Raw genomic sequence first — 20,788 nt, 5'->3', positions numbered from 1 at the left:
CACCATGACAGGCATCGCCGTTGGCCTGGATAACCTGACCCGCAGCGCATGGGAAAAACGTGAACTGATCGAGGCCCAGCTGATTCTTGGCAGACGTGGAATAGAAGCGATTCGAACAATAAGGCGTGATGCCCTGCGCTCAGGCATGATCCCCATCATCAATACCATGGCGGCCGCCGGTCTTGTCAGCCTGCCCGGCATGATGACAGGACAAATACTCGCCGGCGTCGAGCCGCTTGAGGCGGCAAAGTACCAGTTGCTGATTATGTACCTGATAGCCGGTGGCACCGGGCTCGGCAGCCTGGCTGCCATCTGGATTGCGTCGGAGAGACTCTTCGATGAACGCCATCGACTGCGCCTCGACCGACTGACGACATCTGACTGAGAATTAAACCTGGATTCTGCCTGGTATCAGGAGAAGAGTTCGGCCAGGGTTTTGCCCGGGTTAGGCGTACGCATGAAGGCCTCGCCAACGAGAAATGCATTAATACTGTTGTCACGCATCAGTTTGACATCTTCCCTGCTGTGAATACCGCTCTCGGTCACCACGATACGATCGTCCGGAATCATCTCGAGCAAATCGATAGTTGTCTGCAGGGAGACATCAAAGGTTCGCAGGTTGCGGTTGTTGATACCGATGAGGCGATTGTTCAACGGCAATGCGCGCTCAAGCTCTTCAGCATCATGCACCTCGATGAGCACGTCCATACCCAGCTGGTGCGCAAGGGTATTGAGATTACGCATCTGCTGATCTTCGAGACAGGCGGCAATCAGAAGAATGCAATCCGCACCGATCGCACGTGCCTCATAGACCTGGTAGGGATCTATAATAAAATCCTTGCGGATGACAGGCAGTGAACATGCTGCACTCGCCTCTACAAGGTACTCTTCGCTGCCCTGGAAAAAGTCCTTGTCAGTGAGGATAGAAAGACAGGCAGCACCACCCCACTCATAGCTGCGGGCAATTTCAGCCGGATTAAAATCTTCGCGCAAAACACCTTTCGACGGGGATGCCTTCTTGATTTCAGCTATCACGCCTGCCTTACCAGCGTTAATTTTCTCCTCGATCGCCCTGGTAAAGCCACGTGGCACTTCAGCCTCTTTCGCTTTTTCGATAATGGCATCCATATCGACTACCGCTATGCGCTCGGTAATCTCCTCGAGTTTACGCGCCTCACCTGCATTGATGCAGACAATATCTCTCGCGGGTCCTGCCGAATCTTCGAGCACACTGCGAATAATCGCCAGGCTCTGTTGTGCATCTTCTGCCTTGAGTGTATCAAGTGAATTACGCTTCAGCCCAAACATCTCGGGTGAGACAGAAAAGTGCCTGATCTGGCCATCTTTGAGTTCAGCCACGTCAGTTTCCGCGGCGATACTGATCTCGTCGAGACCATCGCGTGCATGCACTACCAATACATGGCGACTGCCAAGCTTGTGCAGGACTTCAGCCATTGGCTCGAGCAGATCCTTGCTGAAAACGCCCAGCACCTGGTTGGGTGCACCGGCAGGATTGGTCAAGGGACCGAGGACATTGAAAACCGTGCGCGCACCAATTTCGCGTCGCGGTCCAATCACATGTTTCATCGCACTGTGATGTGCCGGCGCAAACATAAAGCCGATGCCCACCTCGTCAAGACAGCGGCGTACCTGCTCCGGATTCAGGTCAAGCCTGACACCAGCCGCCTCAAGCACATCGGCACTGCCGGACTTTGAGGAGATTGAACGATTGCCGTGCTTGGCAACACGTGCACCTGCAGCTGCAGCGACAAAAGCGCCGGCGGTCGAGATATTAAAAGTACCTGATGAGTCACCGCCTGTTCCGCATGTATCGACAAGATTTTGTGCTTCAACATCAACTCTCTGCGCCAGTTCGCGCATGACGCTTGCTGCGGCGGCAATCTCGGTGACTGTCTCGCCCTTCATACGCAAGCCGATGAGGAAGGCGCCAATCTGTGCCGGGGTTGCTCCGCCGGTCATGATGGTATGCATCACCTCGACCATCTCCTCAGCGGAGAGGTCTGCGTGGCTGATGACCTGGTTAATTGCATTCTGTATTGACATAAGTTTTTACTCCCGGGCTCAAAACCCGAATGGCCTACTTCTGCTCAAGAAAATTTTGCAGCATGTCGTGTCCGTGGCGCGTCAGAATCGATTCAGGATGAAATTGCACACCCTGTATCGGCAACTCTTTATGACGCACGCCCATGATTTCGTCGACCTCGCCGTCACTGGTCTGGGTCCATGCTGTCATCTCAAGGCAATCTGGCAGGCTCTCCTTTTCGATTACCAGCGAATGGTAACGAGTCGCCTCGAACGGGTTCTGCAAACCACTGAAAACACCTGTATCGGCATGATAGATTGGTGAGGTCTTGCCATGCATAACATGCTGCGCACGTATGATCTGTCCGCCGTATGCCTGTCCGATCGACTGGTGGCCGAGACAAACACCGAGAATCGGTATCTCACCGGCAAAACGCTTGGTCGCCTCAACCGAGATACCGGCCTCGTTCGGGGTGCAAGGCCCCGGAGAGATAACAAGATGCGCGGGTTTGAAGGCAGCTATCTCATCAAGTGTAATTTCATCATTTCGATGAACATGCACATCTGCTCCCAACTCACCAAAGTATTGCACCAGGTTGAAGGTGAAGGAGTCGTAATTATCTATCATCAGTAACATTACTGCTCTCCTGCATCTTGCCCGATGCGATCAAGACCGGCTTCAGCCATCTCGACGGCACGAAAAACTGCGCGACCCTTGTTCATGGTCTCCTGCCACTCAAGCTCAGGGATCGAATCGGCCACCACGCCTGCGCCCGCCTGAATGTGCAGCGTCTTGTCCTTGATGACTGCGGTTCTGATTGCAATCGCAGTATCCATGTTGCCATTCCATGCGAGGTAGCCGACAGCGCCGGAATAGACACCGCGCTTGACCGGCTCGAGTTCATCGATTATCTCCATGGCGCGGATTTTTGGTGCACCTGAAACGGTTCCGGCAGGGAAAGTCGCACGAATCACATCCATCGCGCTCATATCCGACTTCAATCTGCCGACAACGTTGGAGACAATATGCATGACGTGTGAATAGCGTTCAACTAGCATCTTCTCTGTCAGTTCCACACTACCGATCTCGGCAACACGGCCCGCGTCATTGCGTCCCAGGTCAATCAGCATCAGGTGTTCGGCCAACTCTTTTGGATCGGCCAGCAGCTCATCCTCGAGTGCGCGATCCTCTTCCTCTGTGTAGCCTCGTCGGCGTGTACCGGCAATCGGCCTGACGGTAACGACGCCATCCTCAAGACGGGTGAGAATCTCCGGTGATGAGCCTACAACGTGAAAATCGCCAAGATCAAGATGATACATGTAGGGCGACGGATTGAGACCACGCAAGGCACGATAGAGATCAAGCGGTTCCGCAGTGAAAGGAATCGAAAGTCGCTGGGAGATAACAACCTGCATGCAGTCGCCATCGAGAATATACTCCTTGATACGCTCCACTGCTTTCTTGAAACCCGCTTCCGTGAAGCCCGACTCGAAATCACTCTCGCTGACCTTGCGCGGTGTCTCGTGCTGCTTGCGCGGTGCACCCTGCTGCATGGCTGCTACAAGTCCATCAATGCGCTGGTTAGCCTCCTCGAGTGTGCCGCCCTGAGTCGGATCAACATGCACGATAATAAACATGCGGCCACTGAGATTATCGAAAACCACCAACTCGTCAGAGATCATCAGCAGGATATCAGGGCTGTGCAAATGATCAGGATTCGGGCACTGTGCCAATCGCGGCTCGATGTAACGCACCGTATCATAACCGAAGTAACCAACCAGTCCGCCGGCAAAACGCGGCAAGCCATCGATCTCTGCAGCCTTGAAACCTTCCTGGAAATCACTGATCCATTCGAGTGGGTCAGGGTGTGTTTCGCTGTTGAGAATGGTGTCCCCGTCGAAGCGCGTTATCTCGTGATCACGCACCTCGATGCGTTCCCGGCACGGCAGGCCGATAATCGAGTAACGCCCCCACTTCTCACCGCCATGTACAGACTCAAACAGGTAGCTGTAAGGCTTGTTCGCCAGCTTGAGATAAACACTCAGCGGTGTATCAAGATCTGCAAGCACTTCACGTGCGACGGGGATTCGGTTGTAGCCCTGCCCGGCAAGGGCAGTAAAGGTTTCGGGTTTCATATTGCACTCCACACAAAAGGTATATTCAAAACAGGATCAGGTACGACTGGTGAAGCTTCACCATCGTGTTCCTGTTTCGGTCATCCTGTTGTGTGAGAGAAGAGTCATAGCTGTACTGTATCAGAACGGTTGCGGAAAATTCCTCGCAACACAATATCAAAATTCTGCACGGAATCAAGCAGGCGGTAGCTTTCAGGGCAAAAAAACGCGTGCTGTTGTAAACTGGCGCACACAAACAGGGTTCCCTTGATGAAAACAGACGCACAATGATTCCACCCCACCTGCACCCGAAAACCTGGCCGACCTGGATCGGTCTTGGCATTTTCAGGTTGTTGATCCTGCTTCCCTACCCGCTCGTGATGCGTGCGGGAGGGTTAGTCGGACGACTGACATGGTTGCTGCTGCCTGGAAAACGACGTCTTGTATTGAAGAAAAATCTTGAGCTCTGCTTTCCTGAACTCGATATAACAGAGCGTGAAGCGCTGGCTCGCCAGCATATCGAATCAGCAGGCAAGGGTTTTCTGGAAGTGGCATTGGCTTGGTGGGGAAGGGATGAAGAGCTCTTAAAACTGGCCAATTTCATCGGCCTTGAACATCTTGAAAAGGCACAGGCCACCGGGAATGGTGTCATCCTGCTTTTGGCACATTTCACTTCACTCGAGATGGGTGGCCGCCTACTGGCAATGAAGGCCCCCTTTGAGGCACTATACCGCCCCAGCGACAATCCTGCGGTTGAGTACCTGATGCAAAAGAATCGCACGCGCCATACCGAGGGAGCAATCAGCAAGAGCGACATCAAGGGAATGATCCGCAGCTTGCGCAAGGGCAAGACAATCTGGTATGCACCTGACCAGAGCCCGAGTCGAAAGAATGCCGTTATCGTCCCTTTCTTTGGCATCGAAACTCTAAGCAGTACTGCAACAGCTCGTCTCGCAAAAATGACTGGTGCATCTGTTGTCCCATTTCTGCCGCTTCGCCGTAAGGACGGAGCAGGGTATGACCTGCAGCTTTTCGCAGCACTGGACAACTTTCCAGGCGGTGATGAGGTAGCTGATGCAGCAAGAATCAACCAGCTGTTCGAGTCATGGATCAGGCAACGGCCAGAAGAGTATTTCTGGTTTCATCGGCGTTTCAAACAACAATCGGACGGCAACTCCGGTTATTACAGTTAAACGGGTACGGGCCAACAGATAATATGAGCACAACGACCACTGAATCGCGCAAGCTTTACTTCAGGCTGTTACGCTATGTGCGCCCTTACCTGGCTGCATTCATCATTTCTATCATCTTCATGGTGCTCCTTGGACTTTCCGATGCGGCGGTGCCGGCGCTGCTGAAACCCCTGTTCGATGGCGGCTTTATCGAGAAAGACCTCGATAGCCTGCAGCAGACATTGGTATTGCTGGTACTACTGTTCCTGATACGAGGCATCTCACACGTTGTCTCCACTGGCACCATGGGTTGGGTTTCCGGCAAGATTGTGCTCGATATTCGTAAACAGATGTTTGCCCACCTGCTCGACATGCCAACACGTTATTACGACACGAATGCAACCGGCAACACCCTCTCCAAGATCACCTTTAACGTCAACCAGGTAACTCAAGCCGCAACACGCACTCTGACGATCCTGATCCGTGACACGGTAACCGCTCTAGGTCTGCTCGCTGTCGCCCTCTATTTAAACTGGCAACTGACTATCGCTATTCTTGTCGCTTTTCCTCCCGTGGTGATCGTCGCACAACTGTTTGCACGCCGCATGCGGAGCTTCAGCCACGCACATCAGGACAAGACCGGAGACATGACCCACGTTCTTGAGGAGAGTATGCGCGGACACAAGGTAGTCAAGGTATTCGGCGGCAAGAAATACGAGAACAAGCGCTTCTTCAATGTTGCCAACAAGGTTCGTCAGTTTCAGCAGAAAGTGCTGCTTGCCGGTGCCGCCAATGTTGCCGTAGTTGAACTGATTACTTCCGTTGTACTCTGTTCAATCGTCTACATTGGCACGCTGCAGGCAATCGACCAAGGGCAAACTGCCGGCCACCTGATCTCGTTCTTTGCCGCGCTTGGCCTGATGATCTCTCCGATTAAACGCCTCGCCTCGGCAATGCAACCACTACAGCGTGGACTTGCCGCAGCGGAATCCATCTTCAAGCTGATCGATGAAGAACGCGAAAAAGATAATGGTACCCAGGCACTTGCCCGCTCCGAGGGAGTGTTGGCACTTGAAAATGTCAGTTTCAGTTACAGCAGCGACAAGGCACCAGCCTTGCATCAGATCAGCTTCACCGCGGCAGCCGGGGAGACGATTGCGCTGGTCGGACAGTCCGGCAGCGGCAAATCTACCATTGCCAGCCTGCTACCGCGTTTCTACGATCCCACTAGCGGCCATATCTTCCTGGACGGACACGATTTGCGCGATCTTCGCCTCGCCGATCTGCGTAAACAGATCTCCTACGTCAGCCAGGACGTGGTGCTGTTCAACGATACCATCCGTGCAAACATCTCCTATGGTAGCGATACCCAGGCCGATGAAGCGCAAATCATCGCCGCTGCAAAGGCAGCACATGCCTGGGAGTTTATCCAGGAGATGCCACAACAACTCAATACCCTCGTAGGTGAAAATGGCATTCAGCTTTCAGGTGGTCAGCGCCAGCGTATTGCCATCGCGCGCGCACTACTGAAAAATGCCCCCTTGTTAATTCTCGACGAAGCCACATCCGCCCTCGACTCACGCTCGGAATCCCTGGTGCAGGAGGCAATCGAAAACCTCCGCCATGGTCGTACTACCATCATCATCGCGCACAGGCTCTCCACCGTTGAGAATGCCGACCGCATACTGGTTCTGGACCAGGGACACCTGGTCGAGCAGGGCAGCCATACTGAACTGCTCGCACTCGACGGTCGCTATGCGGCGCTTTACGGAAATCTGCAATAAATAGAGACCCAACACAAGAATACCGAACCTCAGATCAATTCCAGGTTATGTCGCCATTCAAGCATTTTGCTTGTACCTGGCCCCCGAATCGACGACAACTCCATCATCTAGAGATAAAAAGCAGCAAGGTGAAGTAAAAATGAGTAGTGACGACGCACCGACACGTGAGATCCGTATCAACCCGATTGTACCGACCGAGTCGGTACTGGTTTCAACAGCACGCGGCATGCGTCCACGCAAGGCCGAAGAAAAAGTTGAGCGTGACAGTCGCGAACATGTCGAGACCTGCCCCTTCTGCAAGGGTAACGAGGAGAAGACCCCGCCAACGATAAAAGCGTGGCCGAGTGATGAAGAGTGGCAAATGCGCATTGTCCCCAATCTCTATCCCGTGCTTGGTGACGACAGGGAACAGACCAGCCTGACCCTCGGACTGCAGCAGGTGATTGACGGCTATGGACGTCACGAGGTCATCATCGACAATCCAGCTCACGGCATCGCACTGCATGAGATGGAAGTGTCTCATCTGCAACAGCTCTTCTGTCTCTATCACCAGCGCATGAAGGAACTGTACACTTCAGACTCACGCCTCAAGTACGTACTGGTATTCAAGAATTTCGGCCCCGCAGCTGGTGCAAGCATCCCGCATACCCACAGCCAGATCATCGCCATGCCGGTGGTTCCGCAGAATGTCGAGGATGAAGTCACCAACAGCCGCAATTATTACAACAAGTATAACCAGTGCGTTTTCTGCTCACTGATTGACGAGGCGCTGACCTACGAGGCGACCATCTACGATCGTGACTCGGGTGAGATACGCAGAAAAATCGATGTCGGCCAGTATGTCATTGAGAAGGGCAAGCGTTTTATCGCCATCAAGCCATTTGCCAGTCGCTTCGAATGGGAGGTTCACATCCTGCCATTGCATCACGAAGCGGACTTCATGGACGTGAATGAAGAAGACATGGAGGAGTTTGCCGGCATGCTGAAACGCACCATGCAGCGTCTCGATCATGTTATTGGCGGTGCTCAGTACAACTTTTTCATGCACTCGATTCCGCATGGTAAAGACTACGATGATTGCCAGCAAAGCTATCACTGGCATCTCGAAATCTGCCCGAGAACCAGTATTCCTACAGGCTTTGAGCTCGGTTCAGGACTGTTTGTCTCGACCATCAGCCCGGAAGATGCAGCAAAACAGTTGCGCGAAGTCGAACTCTAGGGCGCTGCTGCAGCAATTGCAGAAAAGAGATAAAAGCGGCAAAACAGGCTTTTTTGGGCGTCCCATAAAGGATACACTTTGATCAACAAATGCAGCAGGCAGAGGCCACATGCAAGATAACCAACAGCAACTTGTCATCTCCGCCATCGGCAGTGACCGTCCCGGTATCGTTGAACAGCTGACCAATCGGATCGCCAAGCTCGATCTTAATATTACAGACAGCCGTATGACGGTCCTCGGCGGCGAATTTGCCATACAGATGCTTGTCAAAGGCGCATGGAACCAGCTCTCGAAACTGGAGCAGGCACTTCCCGCAATCGCGGAATCACTTGGACTTCAGGCACAGTGCAAGCGCACCGAGTCAAGACAATCGGCAGACATGCTGGTGCCCTACGCCGTCAACGTCGTTGCCCTTGACCACCCAGGCATCGTGCACCAGCTATCGGATTTTTTCGCCCAGCGACAAATCAACATCCAGGATCTCAGTACCAGCAGCTACTCTGCAGCGCACACGGGTACACCCATGTTCGCCGTCAATCTGCTCATAGGCGTACCGTCGCAGGTACAGATCCCAGCACTGCGTATCGAGTTCATGGAGTACTGTGACTCGCTCAACCTGGATGCTGTACTGGAACCCGTCACCCACTAATAAACAGGAAGAACTTGCGCATGGCAGATCACCAGGCCGCACTAAACAAAAAAGTACCGGATATCGAGCTTCTGCTGACCGGGGGCAAAGAAAACCGCCTCTCCGATTACGCCGGGAAAAATATCGTCATTTACTTCTATCCCAAGGCCAGCACACCGGGATGTACACAGGAAGGTCTCGATTTCAGTGCGGCAATCAACAACTTCCGCCGTCAATCATGCGTCATTCTCGGTGCATCACGCGACAGCCTCAGGGCGCAGGAGAATTTCAAAACCAAGCAGCAATTCCCGTTTGAATTGATCTCTGACACAGAAGAAGCACTCTGCAACCTGTTCGATGTCATGAAACTGAAAAACATGTACGGCAAACAGGTACGCGGCATCGAACGCAGCACATTCATCATCGACAAGCAGGGGAAGCTCCGCCATGAATGGCGTGGCGTCAAGGTCAAAGGCCACATCGATGAAGTCCTTGAAGCCGTCAAACAGCTGCACAAGCAGTAATCCACCAATCCACCCTGGAGCCCGTATCGTGCCTGTCAAACGACTTTTTGTACTCGACACCAACGTGCTGATGCATGACCCGACATCTATTTTCCGCTTCAAGGAACATGACATCTTTATTCCGATGATTGTTCTCGAGGAACTCGACCGGGCCAAAAAAGGCACATCCGAAGTAGCGCGCAACGTGCGCCAGGCAAGCCGCTTTCTGGATGACCTGATGAGCAACATGGACAAAGCCGGAATCGACAAGGGACTCGCATTGCCGGCCTGGTCGAGCATCTCTGAAGAATCAGACGAAGAACCTCAACAGGGAAGACTCTATTTCCAGACAGAGCACCTGCCACAGTCACTGCCCGAATCACTGCCGGGCAACACCCCTGACAATGACATTCTCGGCACTGCCCTGGCACTCAAGGAGATTCATCCGCACCGTCCTGTCACCCTGGTCTCGAAAGATATCAACCTGCGCATCAAGGCAGCCGTGATTGGCCTCAGTGCCGAGGATTACAGCAACGACCAGGTGCTTGACGATGTCGACCTGCTATACAAGGGACACGAGGAGTTGCCGAGCAACTTCTGGGAATCCCACAGCAAGGATGTTGAATCCTGGCAGGAAGAGGGACACACCTACTACCGCGTCAGTGGTCCGGATGCCAAGCAATGGCATATCAACCAGTGTCTCTACATGGATGACGGCAGTGGTTTCGAGGCGATCGTACGTATGAAGGATGGCGAAGATGCCATCATAGAGATTGTCAACGACTACCATTCGTCCAAGCACAGCGTGTGGGGCATCATGTCACGCAACCGCGAGCAGAATTTCGCTCTCAACATGCTGATGGACCCCGATCTTGATTTTGTCTCCCTGCTCGGCGTAGCCGGTACCGGCAAGACATTACTGACACTGGCGGCAGGACTGACACAAGTTCTCGACGAGAATCGCTATACCGAAATCATCATGACCCGTGTCACGGTCCCTGTCGGTGACGATATCGGTTTCCTGCCCGGTACCGAAGCAGAGAAAATGACACCTTGGATGGGCGCACTGATGGATAACCTCGAGGTGCTCACGCGTACCGAGGGCGGCGGCGACTGGGGACGTGCAGCAACCGATGACCTGTTGCGTTCACGCATCCGTATTCACTCGATCAACTTCATGCGCGGCCGTACTTTCCTCAACAAGTACCTGATAATCGACGAGGCACAGAACCTCACCGCGAAACAGATGAAAACCCTGATTACGCGCGCCGGGCCCGGCACCAAGATTGTCTGCCTCGGCAACGTCGCGCAAATCGACACCCCTTATCTGACCGAGACCAGTTCCGGTCTCACTTACGTGGTCGACAAGTTCAAGAACTGGGAGCATGCGGGCCACATCACCCTGATGCGCGGCGAGCGCTCACGACTTGCAGAATACGCTTCCGATTATCTGTAACCGCCCGCTTCAAGCAGCGGCACAAAAAAGCCCCGCAATGCGGGACTTTTGAGCATCTGAAGCAAGCTGATAAAACACTGCTGTCAGCGTAATCAAGACGATGCCGCTGCTTCTCTTTCCGGCCGTCTGGGCCATGCCGTGAGTACAGCCTTGACGAGGGTGCCGAGAGGGATCGCAAAGAAGACGCCCCAGAAGCCCCACAGGCCGCCAAACAGCAAAATCGATACGATAATGGCGACAGGGTGCAGGTTGACGACTTCGGAGAAGAGCAAGGGCACCAGCGCGTTGCCATCGAGTGCCTGGATGATGAAATAGGCGATTGTCAGATAGATGAATGCACCACCCCACCCCCACTGGAACCAGGCCACAATCAGTACAGGAACCGTTACCACGGCAGCACCAATATAGGGAATGATGACAGACAGACCGACGAGCACTGCCAGCAGCAGTGCGTAGTTGAGCCCAAAAAAGGTGAAAGTGATATAGCTCACCACACCGACAATGGTGATCTCCCAGAACTTGCCGCGTACATAGTTTGCGATTTGTACGTCAACATCCTTCCAAACCTGGTCAACGATACCGCGGTTGCTGGGAAAGTACTGCAGCAGCCAGGAGATGATTATGCTCTTGTCCTTGAGAAAGAAGAACACCAGCAGGGGTACCAGGATAAAGTAAACAAGGATGGTGATAAGGCCAACCACCGACGAGGCGGAGAGTGACAAAACACGCTGTGCAAAGCTCGCCATCTCGGCCTTGATAACATTTATTAAATCAGTGATCTGGTTTGAATCGACAAGATCAGGATAGAGCTCAGGCAGCTTCATCAGTCTTTCCTGCCCTGCAGCCAGCATACTCGGTGTCTGTTGTACCAGCTCCGTCAACTGTTGAAACGCGAGCGGCATGACACCAAATATAATCAGGATAACAAACATGATAAACAGCAGGAAGACGATAACCACTGCAACCAGTCTCGGCATGCCGGATCCCTCGGCCAGCGATACGAGTCCCTCCAGCAGATAGGCAATCACCAAGCTTGCAAGCACAGGTGCCAGCATCGCGCCAAAAAAGAAGAGAACGGCAAAGCCCACCAACAGCGCAAGCGTTAACGTAATCACCTGCGGATCGGAGAAGGTGCGTTTAAACCAGGCTGTTATCAGGTTCATTCAGCGTTTCCCTTCATGGAGTCGGTATAGTCCTTGTATTTCGATTCAAACAGACGCTCAAGCTCGTCAATCACTTCAACTGCGGGACGCCCTTTCAGCATATGTGATTGCATGAGTTCAGAAGTTTCGTGCAAGAGCGTGTCAGGGTTAACCATAAAGTAGTTCTCCCTGAGGCGCTTGACGGCACCGATCACCGACTCCTCCGTGGGACGTTCAATTCCTTTCGGCTGCTGCTCTTCTTGCTGAACATCCAGTTTATCTGCCGTTGAACGTGCAAGCAGGAATTCAGCAAAGGCAAAGAGTGATTCCCGGTCTCCCGGTGACAGCTGTTTGAGAATCTTTTCGATGCGCCTGGCATCTGCGCCGGCCCCGGCAACTGGCATTCCCGGAAACACTAGCTCCCCTCTTCGCCGTCACAGTAGTCGCCGGCAAATTCGAGCAGAGTCTCCATCAGGCGCTTGCGAAACTTCTGTTTCTTGTGAACGAAGGAGAAAGGACGTTCCAGTATGGGTTTGATGGGGATGGATACCAGGGTGCCAAGTTGCAGCTCTTTCTGGATAGTCGCACGCGACACAATGGAAACGCCCATACTCGCCTCGACCGCTCCCTTGACCGCTTCCGGGCTACCGAGCTCCATGCCCACCGTCATTTCGATGTGATGTTCCTTGTCGCGCTCCCCCAGGAACTCGGCGATCACTTCTCGTGTACCCGAGCCCTCTTCACGACAGATAAAGGGGTAACCGAGCATCTCTTCAATGGTGGTCTCTTTTTTCTCTGAAAGTGGATGCTTGGGCGGTACGATGGCAACCAGCTGGTCGTTACGGCAGTGCTCGACGACCAGGTTCTTGTTGGTCACCGGTGCTTCGACAACGCCGAGATCGATGACGTTGCTCTCCACCATGTGCACAATACCGTCGGTATTGGCGACCTTGAGGTGAATATCAACATCAGGATACTGCTCTTTGAAGTCACCCAGAAGCGGGGGCAGCATGTACTCGGCGATGGTTGTACTCGCACCGATGATGAGATCACCGCTCACCTCACCGGTCATTTCACGTACCGCGTTCTCCATTTGCCCATAGAGTTCGAAAATCTGCTCAGCATATCCATAGACACGCTCACCGGCCTCGGTAAGGCTGATCTTGTTGTGGGTGCGGTCAAACAACCGCGTATTGAAATACTCCTCAAGCTGCCTGACCTGGAAGGTCACGGCTGGTTGAGTCATGTGCAAGGTTTCTGCTGCTTTGGTAAAACTGAGCAGTCGTGCCACTGTGTGAAACACTTGGAGTCTGCGATCAGCCATAAGTTTCTCTAAATCTTCTATTGCGATAAGCGCAGTTTATACCAATCGAGCGTAATAGGCACTACTAATACCCCAAAAGAGAGAATCGATAGCCTCTTCTATCTACAGCGGGGTAGTCAGAATTCCTAGGCAATATCCGCCAGGTCTCCCTTCTCCTGTAGCCAACTCTTGCGGTCAGCGGCACGTTTTTTTGCCAACAGCATGTCGAGCATCTGGTGGGTATTGTCATCAGCCTCCAGTGTCAGCTGTACAAGTCGACGCGTATCCGGATGAATAGTGGTCTCGCGTAGTTGCAGCGGATTCATCTCTCCGAGTCCCTTGAAGCGCTGAATGGAGATTTTCCCCTTGAGCTTCTCGGCAGCAATGCGGTCGAGCACACCCTGTTTTTCAGATTCGTCGAGCGCATAGAAAACCTGCTTGCCGACATCGATTCGAAACAGTGGCGGCATCGCCACGTAGACGTGCCCCTCGTTTACCAGGCGTGGAAAGTGGCGCACGAACAGGGCACACAGCAGGGTTGCAATATGCATACCGTCAGAATCGGCATCGGCGAGGATACAGATTTTACCGAAGCGCAACCTGGAGAGGTCATCGCTACCCGGTTCTACGCCGATTGCGACAGAGATATCGTGAACTTCCTGCGATGCCAGCACCTCGGCAGGATCAACTTCCCAGGTGTTGAGGATTTTTCCACGCAACGGCATGATCGCCTGAAACTCCTTGTCACGTGCCTGCTTGGCAGAACCGCCGGCCGAGTCACCCTCGACAAGGAATAGCTCGGTCTGGCGTGGATCAGTCGATGAGCAGTCAGCCAGCTTGCCTGGCAGCGCCGGACCCTGGGTGACCTTTTTGCGCGCGACCTTGCGACCGGCACGCTGACGCGCCTGCGCCGAGTTGACAGCCAACTCGGCAATCGCTTCGCCCGCTTCGGTATGCTGGTTCAGCCACAGGCTGAAACTGTCCTTGACGATACCGGAAACAAAGGCAGCGCATTCACGTGAAGAGAGCCGCTCCTTGGTCTGCCCCGAAAATTGCGGATCGGCAAGTTTGACTGAAAGTACATAACTGACCTGGTTCCAGACATCGTCCGGCGTCAGCTTGATTCCACGCGGCAGCAGGTTACGAAATTCACAGAACTCGCGAACCGCGTCAGTGAGCCCGCTACGCAAGCCATTCACATGGGTACCGCCCTGGGCGGTAGGGATCAGGTTGACGTAGCTCTCGGTAACAGCATCGCCACCAGTCGGCAGCCATACCACGGCCCAGTCAGCAGCCTCCCGGTCACTTTTCATCGTGCCGATAAAGGGTTCCTGCGGTAGAGTTTCCACGCCCTGAAGTTCGTCTACCAGGTAATCACGTAAACCATCCTCGTAGCACCACTCTTTTTTCTCGCCGCTCTTCTCATCAAGAAAGGAAACATTCAACCCGGGGCACAGAACCGCCTTGGCCCTGAGCACGTGCTCGAGCTGCCTGACAGAGAATTTTGCACTATCGAAATAGGATGGGTCCGGCCAGAATTTCAGCGTGGTGCCCGTGTTGCGTTTGCCAACAGTGCCAATCTCCTCGAGATCACTGCGCTTTACACCACTGCCAAAAGCAATGTTGTACTCCTTTCCATCGCGTCTTACCCACACCTCGAGGTGTTTCGACAGTGCATTGACAACAGACACGCCGACACCGTGCAAACCACCGGAGAACTGGTAGCTCTTGTTGGAAAACTTGCCGCCGGCATGCAGCTTGGTGAGGATCACCTCGACACCGGGAATGCCCTGCTGTGGATGAATATCCACCGGCATGCCACGCCCGTCATCACTGACCTGAAGGGAGCCATCCTTGTAGAGAATGACATCGATCGACTTGGCAAAACCAGCGATCGCCTCGTCAACGCTGTTGTCTATGACTTCCTGTGCAAGGTGGTTAGGGCGCGTGGTGTCCGTATACATGCCGGGGCGCTTGCGCACCGGCTCGAGGCCGCTGAGGACCTCAATCGCTGAAGCATCGTACTCTGTCATAAATTCCCTGGTTTAGCGCTTGAGCAGGTCGGCCGAAGTATTATCCCACGGTGCTACATGGCCACGGACTGCCTTGATCACGCCAGCCTGTGTCCTCGGAATAATACCTGCGCAAAAGTAGTCACGTGCCATTTCAAAGCGGGGGTCACGCGTGTTCTGCCGGATTTCGCGCCACTTGGGCGACTTGATCGGCCTGATGTCATCAGGATTCCGTGCACTCGCATATGCATAGTTTTTATACTGCCCGGTTCCGCAACGAATTCCCTCGTAGCTCATGCTGCCATAGCGACCACCGCCGGTTTTCATTACCATCCAGTAACGCACCATGCGATCCTTTTCATTGACGTCAAGGGTGCTTTCATCCACGTAAACATCTGCACCAACAGGCCCATGATCAATATCCAGCTTACGCAATGTCTTGAGGTTGAGCTTTGGCACACCTTTAACCTGCTCCTTCCACTGCTCAACAAGAGATTCGTCGAATTCAAACTCGCTACGCTCATTTTCGGAACGAAACTGCTCGTAGGTATCTGTTCTATCCCGAGATTGCACCTCTCCGGCCAGGAATAGTGCTACCGCTGTCAAAATCACCACTCTTGTGAACATCGTATAATTCCCATCAATTGAATCTTCAATAATGCGACAATATACCTTGAAAAGAACATCTGCGACAGCATTGCCCTTATGGCGACTCTGCGTTAGGTTATTTGCACATTTTTGAGAAAGGACAGCACCAGTGGCCAGGAAAACAACTCAAGCAACCGGATTCGAAGAGGCTCTGAACGAACTCGAGAAGCTCGTGGAGACCATGGAAAGCGACGAATTGACACTTGAGGAATCTCTGAAAACATTTGAAAAGGGAGTCGCGCTGACACGCCAGTGCGAAACAGCGCTACGTGAAGCCGAGCAGAAGATAGAGATGCTCTCGCAGACCAGTGAAGATGCAGACCTGGAACAGGTATCAGCCGATAGCGTGAGTAACTAGATGTCACCCGAATTGCAAGCATTTATCAGCAGTTCCCAGGAGCGCGTTGAGAAGCACATGGCCAGAATGCTCCCTGCGGGCGATCATAATCCCGTTAACCTGCACCAGGCGATGCGTTACTCGGCACTTGCCAGAGGCAAACGCATTCGCCCCGTTTTAACCTATGCTACTGCCGCTCTCTTCGAACGGCCTGCAGAGATTGCGGATACACCGGCTGCTGTACTTGAGCTGATTCATGCATACTCCCTGATCCACGATGATCTGCCAGCCATGGACGACGACGACTTGCGTCGTGGACAACCAACCTGCCACGTCAAGTTTGACGAGGCCACCGCCATCCTCGCAGGGGATGCGCTGCAGGCCCTCGCTTTTGGGGCGCTTGCAACAAACATTGACGGTATCACCCCTGCGAACCGTCTCAGCATGATCGATTTTCTTGCACGCTCCTCCGGCTCACTTGGCATGGCCGGTGGCCAGGCCCTTGACCTGGAGGCGACCGGAAAAGAGCTGCAACTGGGAGAGTTGGAGAATATCCATATTCACAAAACAGGCGCCCTTATCCGTACCAGCGTCATGTTTGGCGCCCTGTGCGCCGATAAAATCAAAAAAGAAGAGCATAAACGTCTCGATCACTTCGCCAAGTGCATCGGTCTCGCCTTCCAGATTGTCGATGACATTCTCGATGTTGTCGGTGACACCTCTACCCTTGGCAAAACCCAGGGCAAGGATGCGCTACAGTTGAAAACCACCTACCCTGACCTGCTTGGGCTGCAGGGCGCGCGCGACCGTGTGGATGAACTGATCGAAGAATCTATCGCCTCATTGAAGATTTTCGACTCAAAAGCCGACATGTTAAGGGGGATTGCAGGCTACACCGCCAGCAGAAGTCATTGACGACAACCGCCAGTCGAGACACCTGACCACTACCAACTGACACAAGCGTACAAAAACGGTAGAATGTCCGGCTCGAATCCAACAGCAGACGCCGACATGAGCTCAGCAACAGACATTGCGAAACCAGTAACCGCAGCCGACATCGAGGATGTTCAGGGCAGTGCCGACACGCGCCAGATCGCCATCAACAAGGTTGGTATCAAGGATATCCGCCACCCAGTCAAGGTTGCAGACCGTAGCGGTAACGAGCAGCACACGGTGGCCAATTTCAACATGTCCGTCTACCTTCCGCACAATTTCAAGGGCACGCACATGTCGCGCTTTGTCGGCATCCTCAACAATCACGAGCGTGAGATTACTGTTGCCTCGTTCAAGGATATGCTTAGCGAGATGGCACAGTTGCTGGAGTCGGAAGTGGGCCATATCGAGATGAGCTTCCCCTTCTTCGTCAACAAGAAGGCACCTGTAAGCGGTGTTGAGAGCCTGATGGATTACGAGGTCACACTGATCGGCGAGATCCGTGACAGCATTCCGGAAATGTCCACGCGTGTACTGGTCCCGGCAACCAGCCTGTGTCCCTGCTCGAAGAAAATCTCAGAGCGCGGTGCGCACAACCAGCGTTCACACGTTACCGTCACCGTTTGTGCCGAAGATTTTTTCTGGATCGAGGATCTGATCGACCTGGTCGAGAAAGAGGCCTCCAGCGAACTCTATGGACTACTCAAGCGCCCGGACGAGAAGTTCGTCACAGAACGCGCCTATGACAACCCCAAGTTTGTCGAAGACATGGTGCGTGACGTGGCACAGCGCCTCAACGAGGACGGACGCATCTGCGCCTACACGGTTGAAGCCGAGAATTTCGAGTCGATTCACAATCACTCTGCCTACGCCATGATCGAACACGACAAGCGCGAAGCCTCCTGAGGGAATTAACCACTCATGACTAAATGGGTCCGTATAGAACACCAGGGCACAGCGGCCTACGGTCAGCTCGACAACGACACCATCAATCTCTGCACGGGATCACCTTTCGAGAACCACGCTACAAGCGGTGAATCAGTCAGCCTTGCAGATGCAAAGCTGCTGCCACCAGTCGAACCGCGCCAGTTTCTCGGCCTGTGGAACAACTTCCACGAGCGCCGTGTGGCCGACAAGCTGTTCATGCCAAAATCACCGCTCTTCTTCGTCAAGCTGGCGAGCTGCGTTTCGGCAAATGGCGACACAATCTGCAGACCTGGCAGTTACACCAACGACCTCAAGTTCGAGGCCGAACTGGGCATTGTCATTGGGAAACCCGCATTCCAGATCAGCGCTGCAGATGCCGATGCCGATGCCGATGCCGATGCCGATGCCGATGCCGATGATCACATCCTCGGCTATACCTGTGTGAATGACGTCACTGCACCGACCACTCTTTTTGAAGAGCCTGGTTTCACCCACTGGTGCCGTGCCAAGAGTTTTCCGACCTTCGGACCCATCGGCCCTGTGATCGAGACTGATATCGAGCCGGATGGGCTTGTCGTCAAGGCGGTTGTTAACGGTACTGAAAAACAGAATTACCCGGTCTCTGACATGATTTTCAAACCGCGTGAGATTGTCAGCATGATTTCACAGGAGATCCAACTACTGCCAGGTGATGTCATCGCCTGTGGCACTTCTACTGGCGCCGACATCATGCAGCCCGGTGAAACTGTCGAAATTGTCATTGATGGCATCGGCACACTCTCAAACCGTTACAGCGGATAACGGGCACAAAAAAATAGGGAGGCAATCGCCTCCCTTCTCAGTTTTACAAGACGAATCGGGGACCGCGATATAGTGGTTTTATTAACCGCGCATCCTGTTATGCACTCGTTATTTTTTTATGCCAGAACTGTGCACTGCCTGCTTTAGGATCCAACTCTTAACCTGTAAAACCAAATTTCTCATAAGCAGCTTTTGCAGCGTCATTATTCGTCAGAACCTCTAGCGTCAGTTTGGAACACCCCCTGGCAATTGCGATCGACTCGACCTTTTCGAGCATTTTCTGACAAATGCCATTACCCCTGTATTTATTAAGGACCATAACATCATGAATATTGGCCAGGGGCTTGCATGCGAATGTTGAAAAAGCCTCAAAACAGTTAACCAGGCCCGCCGGGCATTCATCGACATAAGCAATCACAGAAAAGGCATAGGGACGTCTGGATAATTCATGAACGAGGTTTTGTTTCACCTTTGCTTTGAGTGGAGTGCCTCCAACCATTGGACCAGATGCATAGGCATCAAGCAGCATCGGAATATCGCCTCGATGCTTTTTATTCGAATAGTCTGCCTGAATGATTTCCAGCTTCATCCGCGTATTGATCTATTTATTGAGCGTACAACTGTGAAGTATCCGCAAAAATCAGGTATTCGCAAACTGTCCCGTTATCGACCTTGAATATATTTGAGAACGGAATGGATAAAACTGACTGATCGTGGCGCGTGTAGGACACCATGCCATGACAAACCGCACCATCCGGAAGCATCCATATATCGACAACATCATGTTTGAGTGCCGCGCTTGAATCAAAAAAACCACCAACAAATTCACTGATGCCGCCCACCCCGACAACAACGGGAAGATTACCAAATCGAAAAGAACAATCATCTGAAAGATGCGTTGCAAATTTCTCCGTGTTTTTCTCATCAATGGATGCGAACAATTCTGTAATTCTATTTCTATCAAACATACTCTTCCTCTGCTATACCGTTTTACGCACAGACGAAGCGTGCGCAGCAAGTCCAATATGAAAGCAATGCCCTTGCATCAATGATGCGCAAAATCCATCCACGTAATACGAACTCTACGCATTGCGGATAGCAGGCTAAAACAGCCTACCGGAACATCAGCGCGGCGTCCCCGAAAATATCTTTATATAAATCCAGGTCCGACCTGTAAACAGACCTCACTATTTCGACCAGCTCTTCCGTGTACAAATCCCGGTATGCCGGAAGGGAGCCCTGTAATTTCATCGCATGTAACTTGTCAGGTGCGAGAACAGAATATCCGCCTCCTTCCGAAGAATTGTGTTCACTCACACTATGCTTGGTAAATGGGCGCGCATCAATAACGGACATGTTAATTTTATTCTTGAGCGTCTCTACCGCCGTCTGAAAATCTTCCAGACAAAAGTAATCGTCATACGTATCGTATACGAGAAAATCTGTCTGCGGCCTCCAGTGGATTCCCCCCTTAAGAGTATTTTCAACACCCATACTTCTGACAAAATAATCGAAAGTGATATGACTTACACCACCGCGTCTTTTCCATCGCTTCCATCCACTCCCTTTGCGGTGTGACTCAATGTATCTATTTAATACATTCGTCTCTTCGACTATTTTGTCCAAATAGGCGCTCGCTAACCGGGAAAAAGGGCAACGCAAAATTACACAAGCGTGTCTTTGATCTCGTGATGTAAAACGGGACATCCAAGTCGCCCTTTTACACTCGATCTTCGACAGCCTTTATTGCCCCGGACGCCCTGCG

22 protein-coding genes are annotated in these 20,788 nt (G+C 52.8%); 11 read left to right on the top strand and 11 right to left on the bottom strand.

Translation table 11 applies throughout. The features are described 5' to 3' along the window. The coding region (locus BOW51_RS01025; protein WP_135567988.1) for an ABC transporter permease at positions 1-385 on the top strand (385 nt) is incomplete at its 5' end. Between the two features lie 26 nt (positions 386-411). On the opposite strand, the gene trpC is transcribed toward BOW51_RS01025, so the two are convergent. From trpC to trpE, 3 genes are read right to left on the bottom strand one after another with little or no spacing between them, the layout of a single operon-like run. Next, positions 412-2,064, bottom strand: coding sequence for an indole-3-glycerol phosphate synthase TrpC (gene trpC / locus BOW51_RS01020; protein ID WP_078476020.1), 1,653 nt, complete (start codon positions 2,062-2,064; stop codon positions 412-414). Between the two features lie 34 nt (positions 2,065-2,098). Then, positions 2,099-2,680 carry an anthranilate synthase component II gene (locus tag BOW51_RS01015; RefSeq protein ID WP_078476019.1) on the bottom strand — a complete coding sequence of 194 codons (582 nt, stop codon included), beginning with the start codon at positions 2,678-2,680 and terminating at the stop codon, positions 2,099-2,101. Then, entirely contained in the window at positions 2,680-4,179 is a 1,500-nt protein-coding gene (trpE, locus tag BOW51_RS01010; protein WP_078476018.1) for an anthranilate synthase component I, read from the bottom strand. Before trpE ends, BOW51_RS01015 begins: the two co-directional genes overlap by 1 nt. Positions 4,180-4,445: 266 nt before the next feature. Here trpE and lpxL point away from each other — a divergent pair, with 266 nt between their 5' ends. The 6 genes from lpxL to BOW51_RS00980 all read left to right on the top strand — a co-directional run bounded on the left by lpxL (position 4,446) and on the right by BOW51_RS00980 (position 10,920). Then, positions 4,446-5,351 (top strand): LpxL/LpxP family Kdo(2)-lipid IV(A) lauroyl/palmitoleoyl acyltransferase, encoded by a 906-nt coding sequence (lpxL, locus tag BOW51_RS01005; RefSeq protein WP_078476017.1) that lies wholly within the window; start codon positions 4,446-4,448, stop codon positions 5,349-5,351. A gap of 23 nt (positions 5,352-5,374) precedes the next feature. Next, positions 5,375-7,114, top strand: a complete 1,740-nt coding sequence (gene msbA, locus BOW51_RS01000; protein WP_078476016.1) for a lipid A export permease/ATP-binding protein MsbA — start codon at positions 5,375-5,377, stop codon at positions 7,112-7,114. A gap of 139 nt (positions 7,115-7,253) precedes the next feature. Next, positions 7,254-8,333 carry a galactose-1-phosphate uridylyltransferase gene (locus tag BOW51_RS00995; protein ID WP_078476015.1) on the top strand — a complete coding sequence of 360 codons (1,080 nt, stop codon included), beginning with the start codon at positions 7,254-7,256 and terminating at the stop codon, positions 8,331-8,333. Positions 8,334-8,442: 109 nt separating this feature from the next. Beyond that, positions 8,443-8,982 carry a glycine cleavage system transcriptional repressor gene (locus tag BOW51_RS00990; protein ID WP_078476014.1) on the top strand — a complete coding sequence of 180 codons (540 nt, stop codon included), beginning with the start codon at positions 8,443-8,445 and terminating at the stop codon, positions 8,980-8,982. Positions 8,983-9,002: 20 nt separating this feature from the next. Beyond that, positions 9,003-9,485 (top strand): peroxiredoxin, encoded by a 483-nt coding sequence (locus BOW51_RS00985; RefSeq protein WP_078476013.1) that lies wholly within the window; start codon positions 9,003-9,005, stop codon positions 9,483-9,485. Then, positions 9,409-10,920, top strand: a complete 1,512-nt coding sequence (locus tag BOW51_RS00980; RefSeq protein ID WP_167367199.1) for a PhoH family protein — start codon at positions 9,409-9,411, stop codon at positions 10,918-10,920. The genes BOW51_RS00985 and BOW51_RS00980 overlap by 77 nt, the downstream gene beginning before the upstream one ends. Positions 10,921-11,012: 92 nt before the next feature. Here the strand turns inward: BOW51_RS00980 and BOW51_RS00975 are convergent, their stop codons facing one another. The 5 genes from BOW51_RS00975 to BOW51_RS00955 all read right to left on the bottom strand — a co-directional run bounded on the left by BOW51_RS00975 (position 11,013) and on the right by BOW51_RS00955 (position 16,004). Then, positions 11,013-12,083 carry an AI-2E family transporter gene (locus BOW51_RS00975; protein ID WP_078476011.1) on the bottom strand — a complete coding sequence of 357 codons (1,071 nt, stop codon included), beginning with the start codon at positions 12,081-12,083 and terminating at the stop codon, positions 11,013-11,015. Beyond that, positions 12,080-12,466: a hypothetical protein gene (locus BOW51_RS00970; protein ID WP_078476010.1), complete on the bottom strand. Its 387-nt coding sequence runs from the start codon at positions 12,464-12,466 to the stop codon at positions 12,080-12,082. The genes BOW51_RS00975 and BOW51_RS00970 overlap by 4 nt, the downstream gene beginning before the upstream one ends. An 11-nt stretch (positions 12,467-12,477) precedes the next feature. Next, positions 12,478-13,386: a LysR family transcriptional regulator gene (locus BOW51_RS00965; protein ID WP_078476009.1), complete on the bottom strand. Its 909-nt coding sequence runs from the start codon at positions 13,384-13,386 to the stop codon at positions 12,478-12,480. 125 nt (positions 13,387-13,511) lie between these two features. After that, entirely contained in the window at positions 13,512-15,398 is a 1,887-nt protein-coding gene (gene parE, locus BOW51_RS00960) for a DNA topoisomerase IV subunit B (RefSeq protein ID WP_078476008.1), read from the bottom strand. Positions 15,399-15,410: 12 nt separating this feature from the next. Then, the gene (locus BOW51_RS00955; RefSeq protein WP_078476007.1) at positions 15,411-16,004 is read right to left on the bottom strand and encodes a CNP1-like family protein; all 594 of its coding nucleotides are present in this window, start codon (positions 16,002-16,004) and stop codon (positions 15,411-15,413) included. 130 nt (positions 16,005-16,134) lie between these two features. Between BOW51_RS00955 and BOW51_RS00950 the strand changes: the two genes are divergently transcribed. The 4 genes from BOW51_RS00950 (at position 16,135) to BOW51_RS00935 (ending at position 19,023) form a co-directional block, all read left to right on the top strand. After that, positions 16,135-16,383, top strand: coding sequence for an exodeoxyribonuclease VII small subunit (locus BOW51_RS00950; RefSeq protein WP_078476006.1), 249 nt, complete (start codon positions 16,135-16,137; stop codon positions 16,381-16,383). Then, entirely contained in the window at positions 16,384-17,277 is an 894-nt protein-coding gene (ispA, locus tag BOW51_RS00945; protein WP_078476005.1) for a (2E,6E)-farnesyl diphosphate synthase, read from the top strand. Between the two features lie 96 nt (positions 17,278-17,373). Next, on the top strand, positions 17,374-18,201 hold the full coding sequence (gene folE2, locus BOW51_RS00940; RefSeq protein WP_078476004.1) for a GTP cyclohydrolase FolE2: 828 nt from the start codon (positions 17,374-17,376) through the stop codon (positions 18,199-18,201). Between the two features lie 15 nt (positions 18,202-18,216). After that, on the top strand, positions 18,217-19,023 hold the full coding sequence (locus BOW51_RS00935; RefSeq protein WP_078476003.1) for a fumarylacetoacetate hydrolase family protein: 807 nt from the start codon (positions 18,217-18,219) through the stop codon (positions 19,021-19,023). Positions 19,024-19,180: 157 nt separating this feature from the next. Here the strand turns inward: BOW51_RS00935 and BOW51_RS00930 are convergent, their stop codons facing one another. From BOW51_RS00930 to BOW51_RS00920, 3 genes are all read right to left on the bottom strand, one after another. Continuing rightward, on the bottom strand, positions 19,181-19,612 hold the full coding sequence (locus BOW51_RS00930) for a GNAT family N-acetyltransferase (protein ID WP_078476002.1): 432 nt from the start codon (positions 19,610-19,612) through the stop codon (positions 19,181-19,183). A 16-nt stretch (positions 19,613-19,628) separates the two neighbouring features. Next, positions 19,629-19,991, bottom strand: coding sequence for a nuclear transport factor 2 family protein (locus BOW51_RS00925; protein WP_078476001.1), 363 nt, complete (start codon positions 19,989-19,991; stop codon positions 19,629-19,631). 145 nt (positions 19,992-20,136) lie between these two features. Next, on the bottom strand, positions 20,137-20,730 hold the full coding sequence (locus BOW51_RS00920; RefSeq protein WP_078476000.1) for a sulfotransferase family 2 domain-containing protein: 594 nt from the start codon (positions 20,728-20,730) through the stop codon (positions 20,137-20,139). Positions 20,731-20,788 lie beyond the last annotated feature (58 nt).

It is taken from the genome of Solemya elarraichensis gill symbiont (assembly GCF_002021095.1).
Classification (GTDB): domain Bacteria; phylum Pseudomonadota; class Gammaproteobacteria; order Chromatiales; family Chromatiaceae.
Note: the sequence above shows the minus strand (reverse complement) of the source record. Positions and strands in the feature narration are given on the sequence as shown.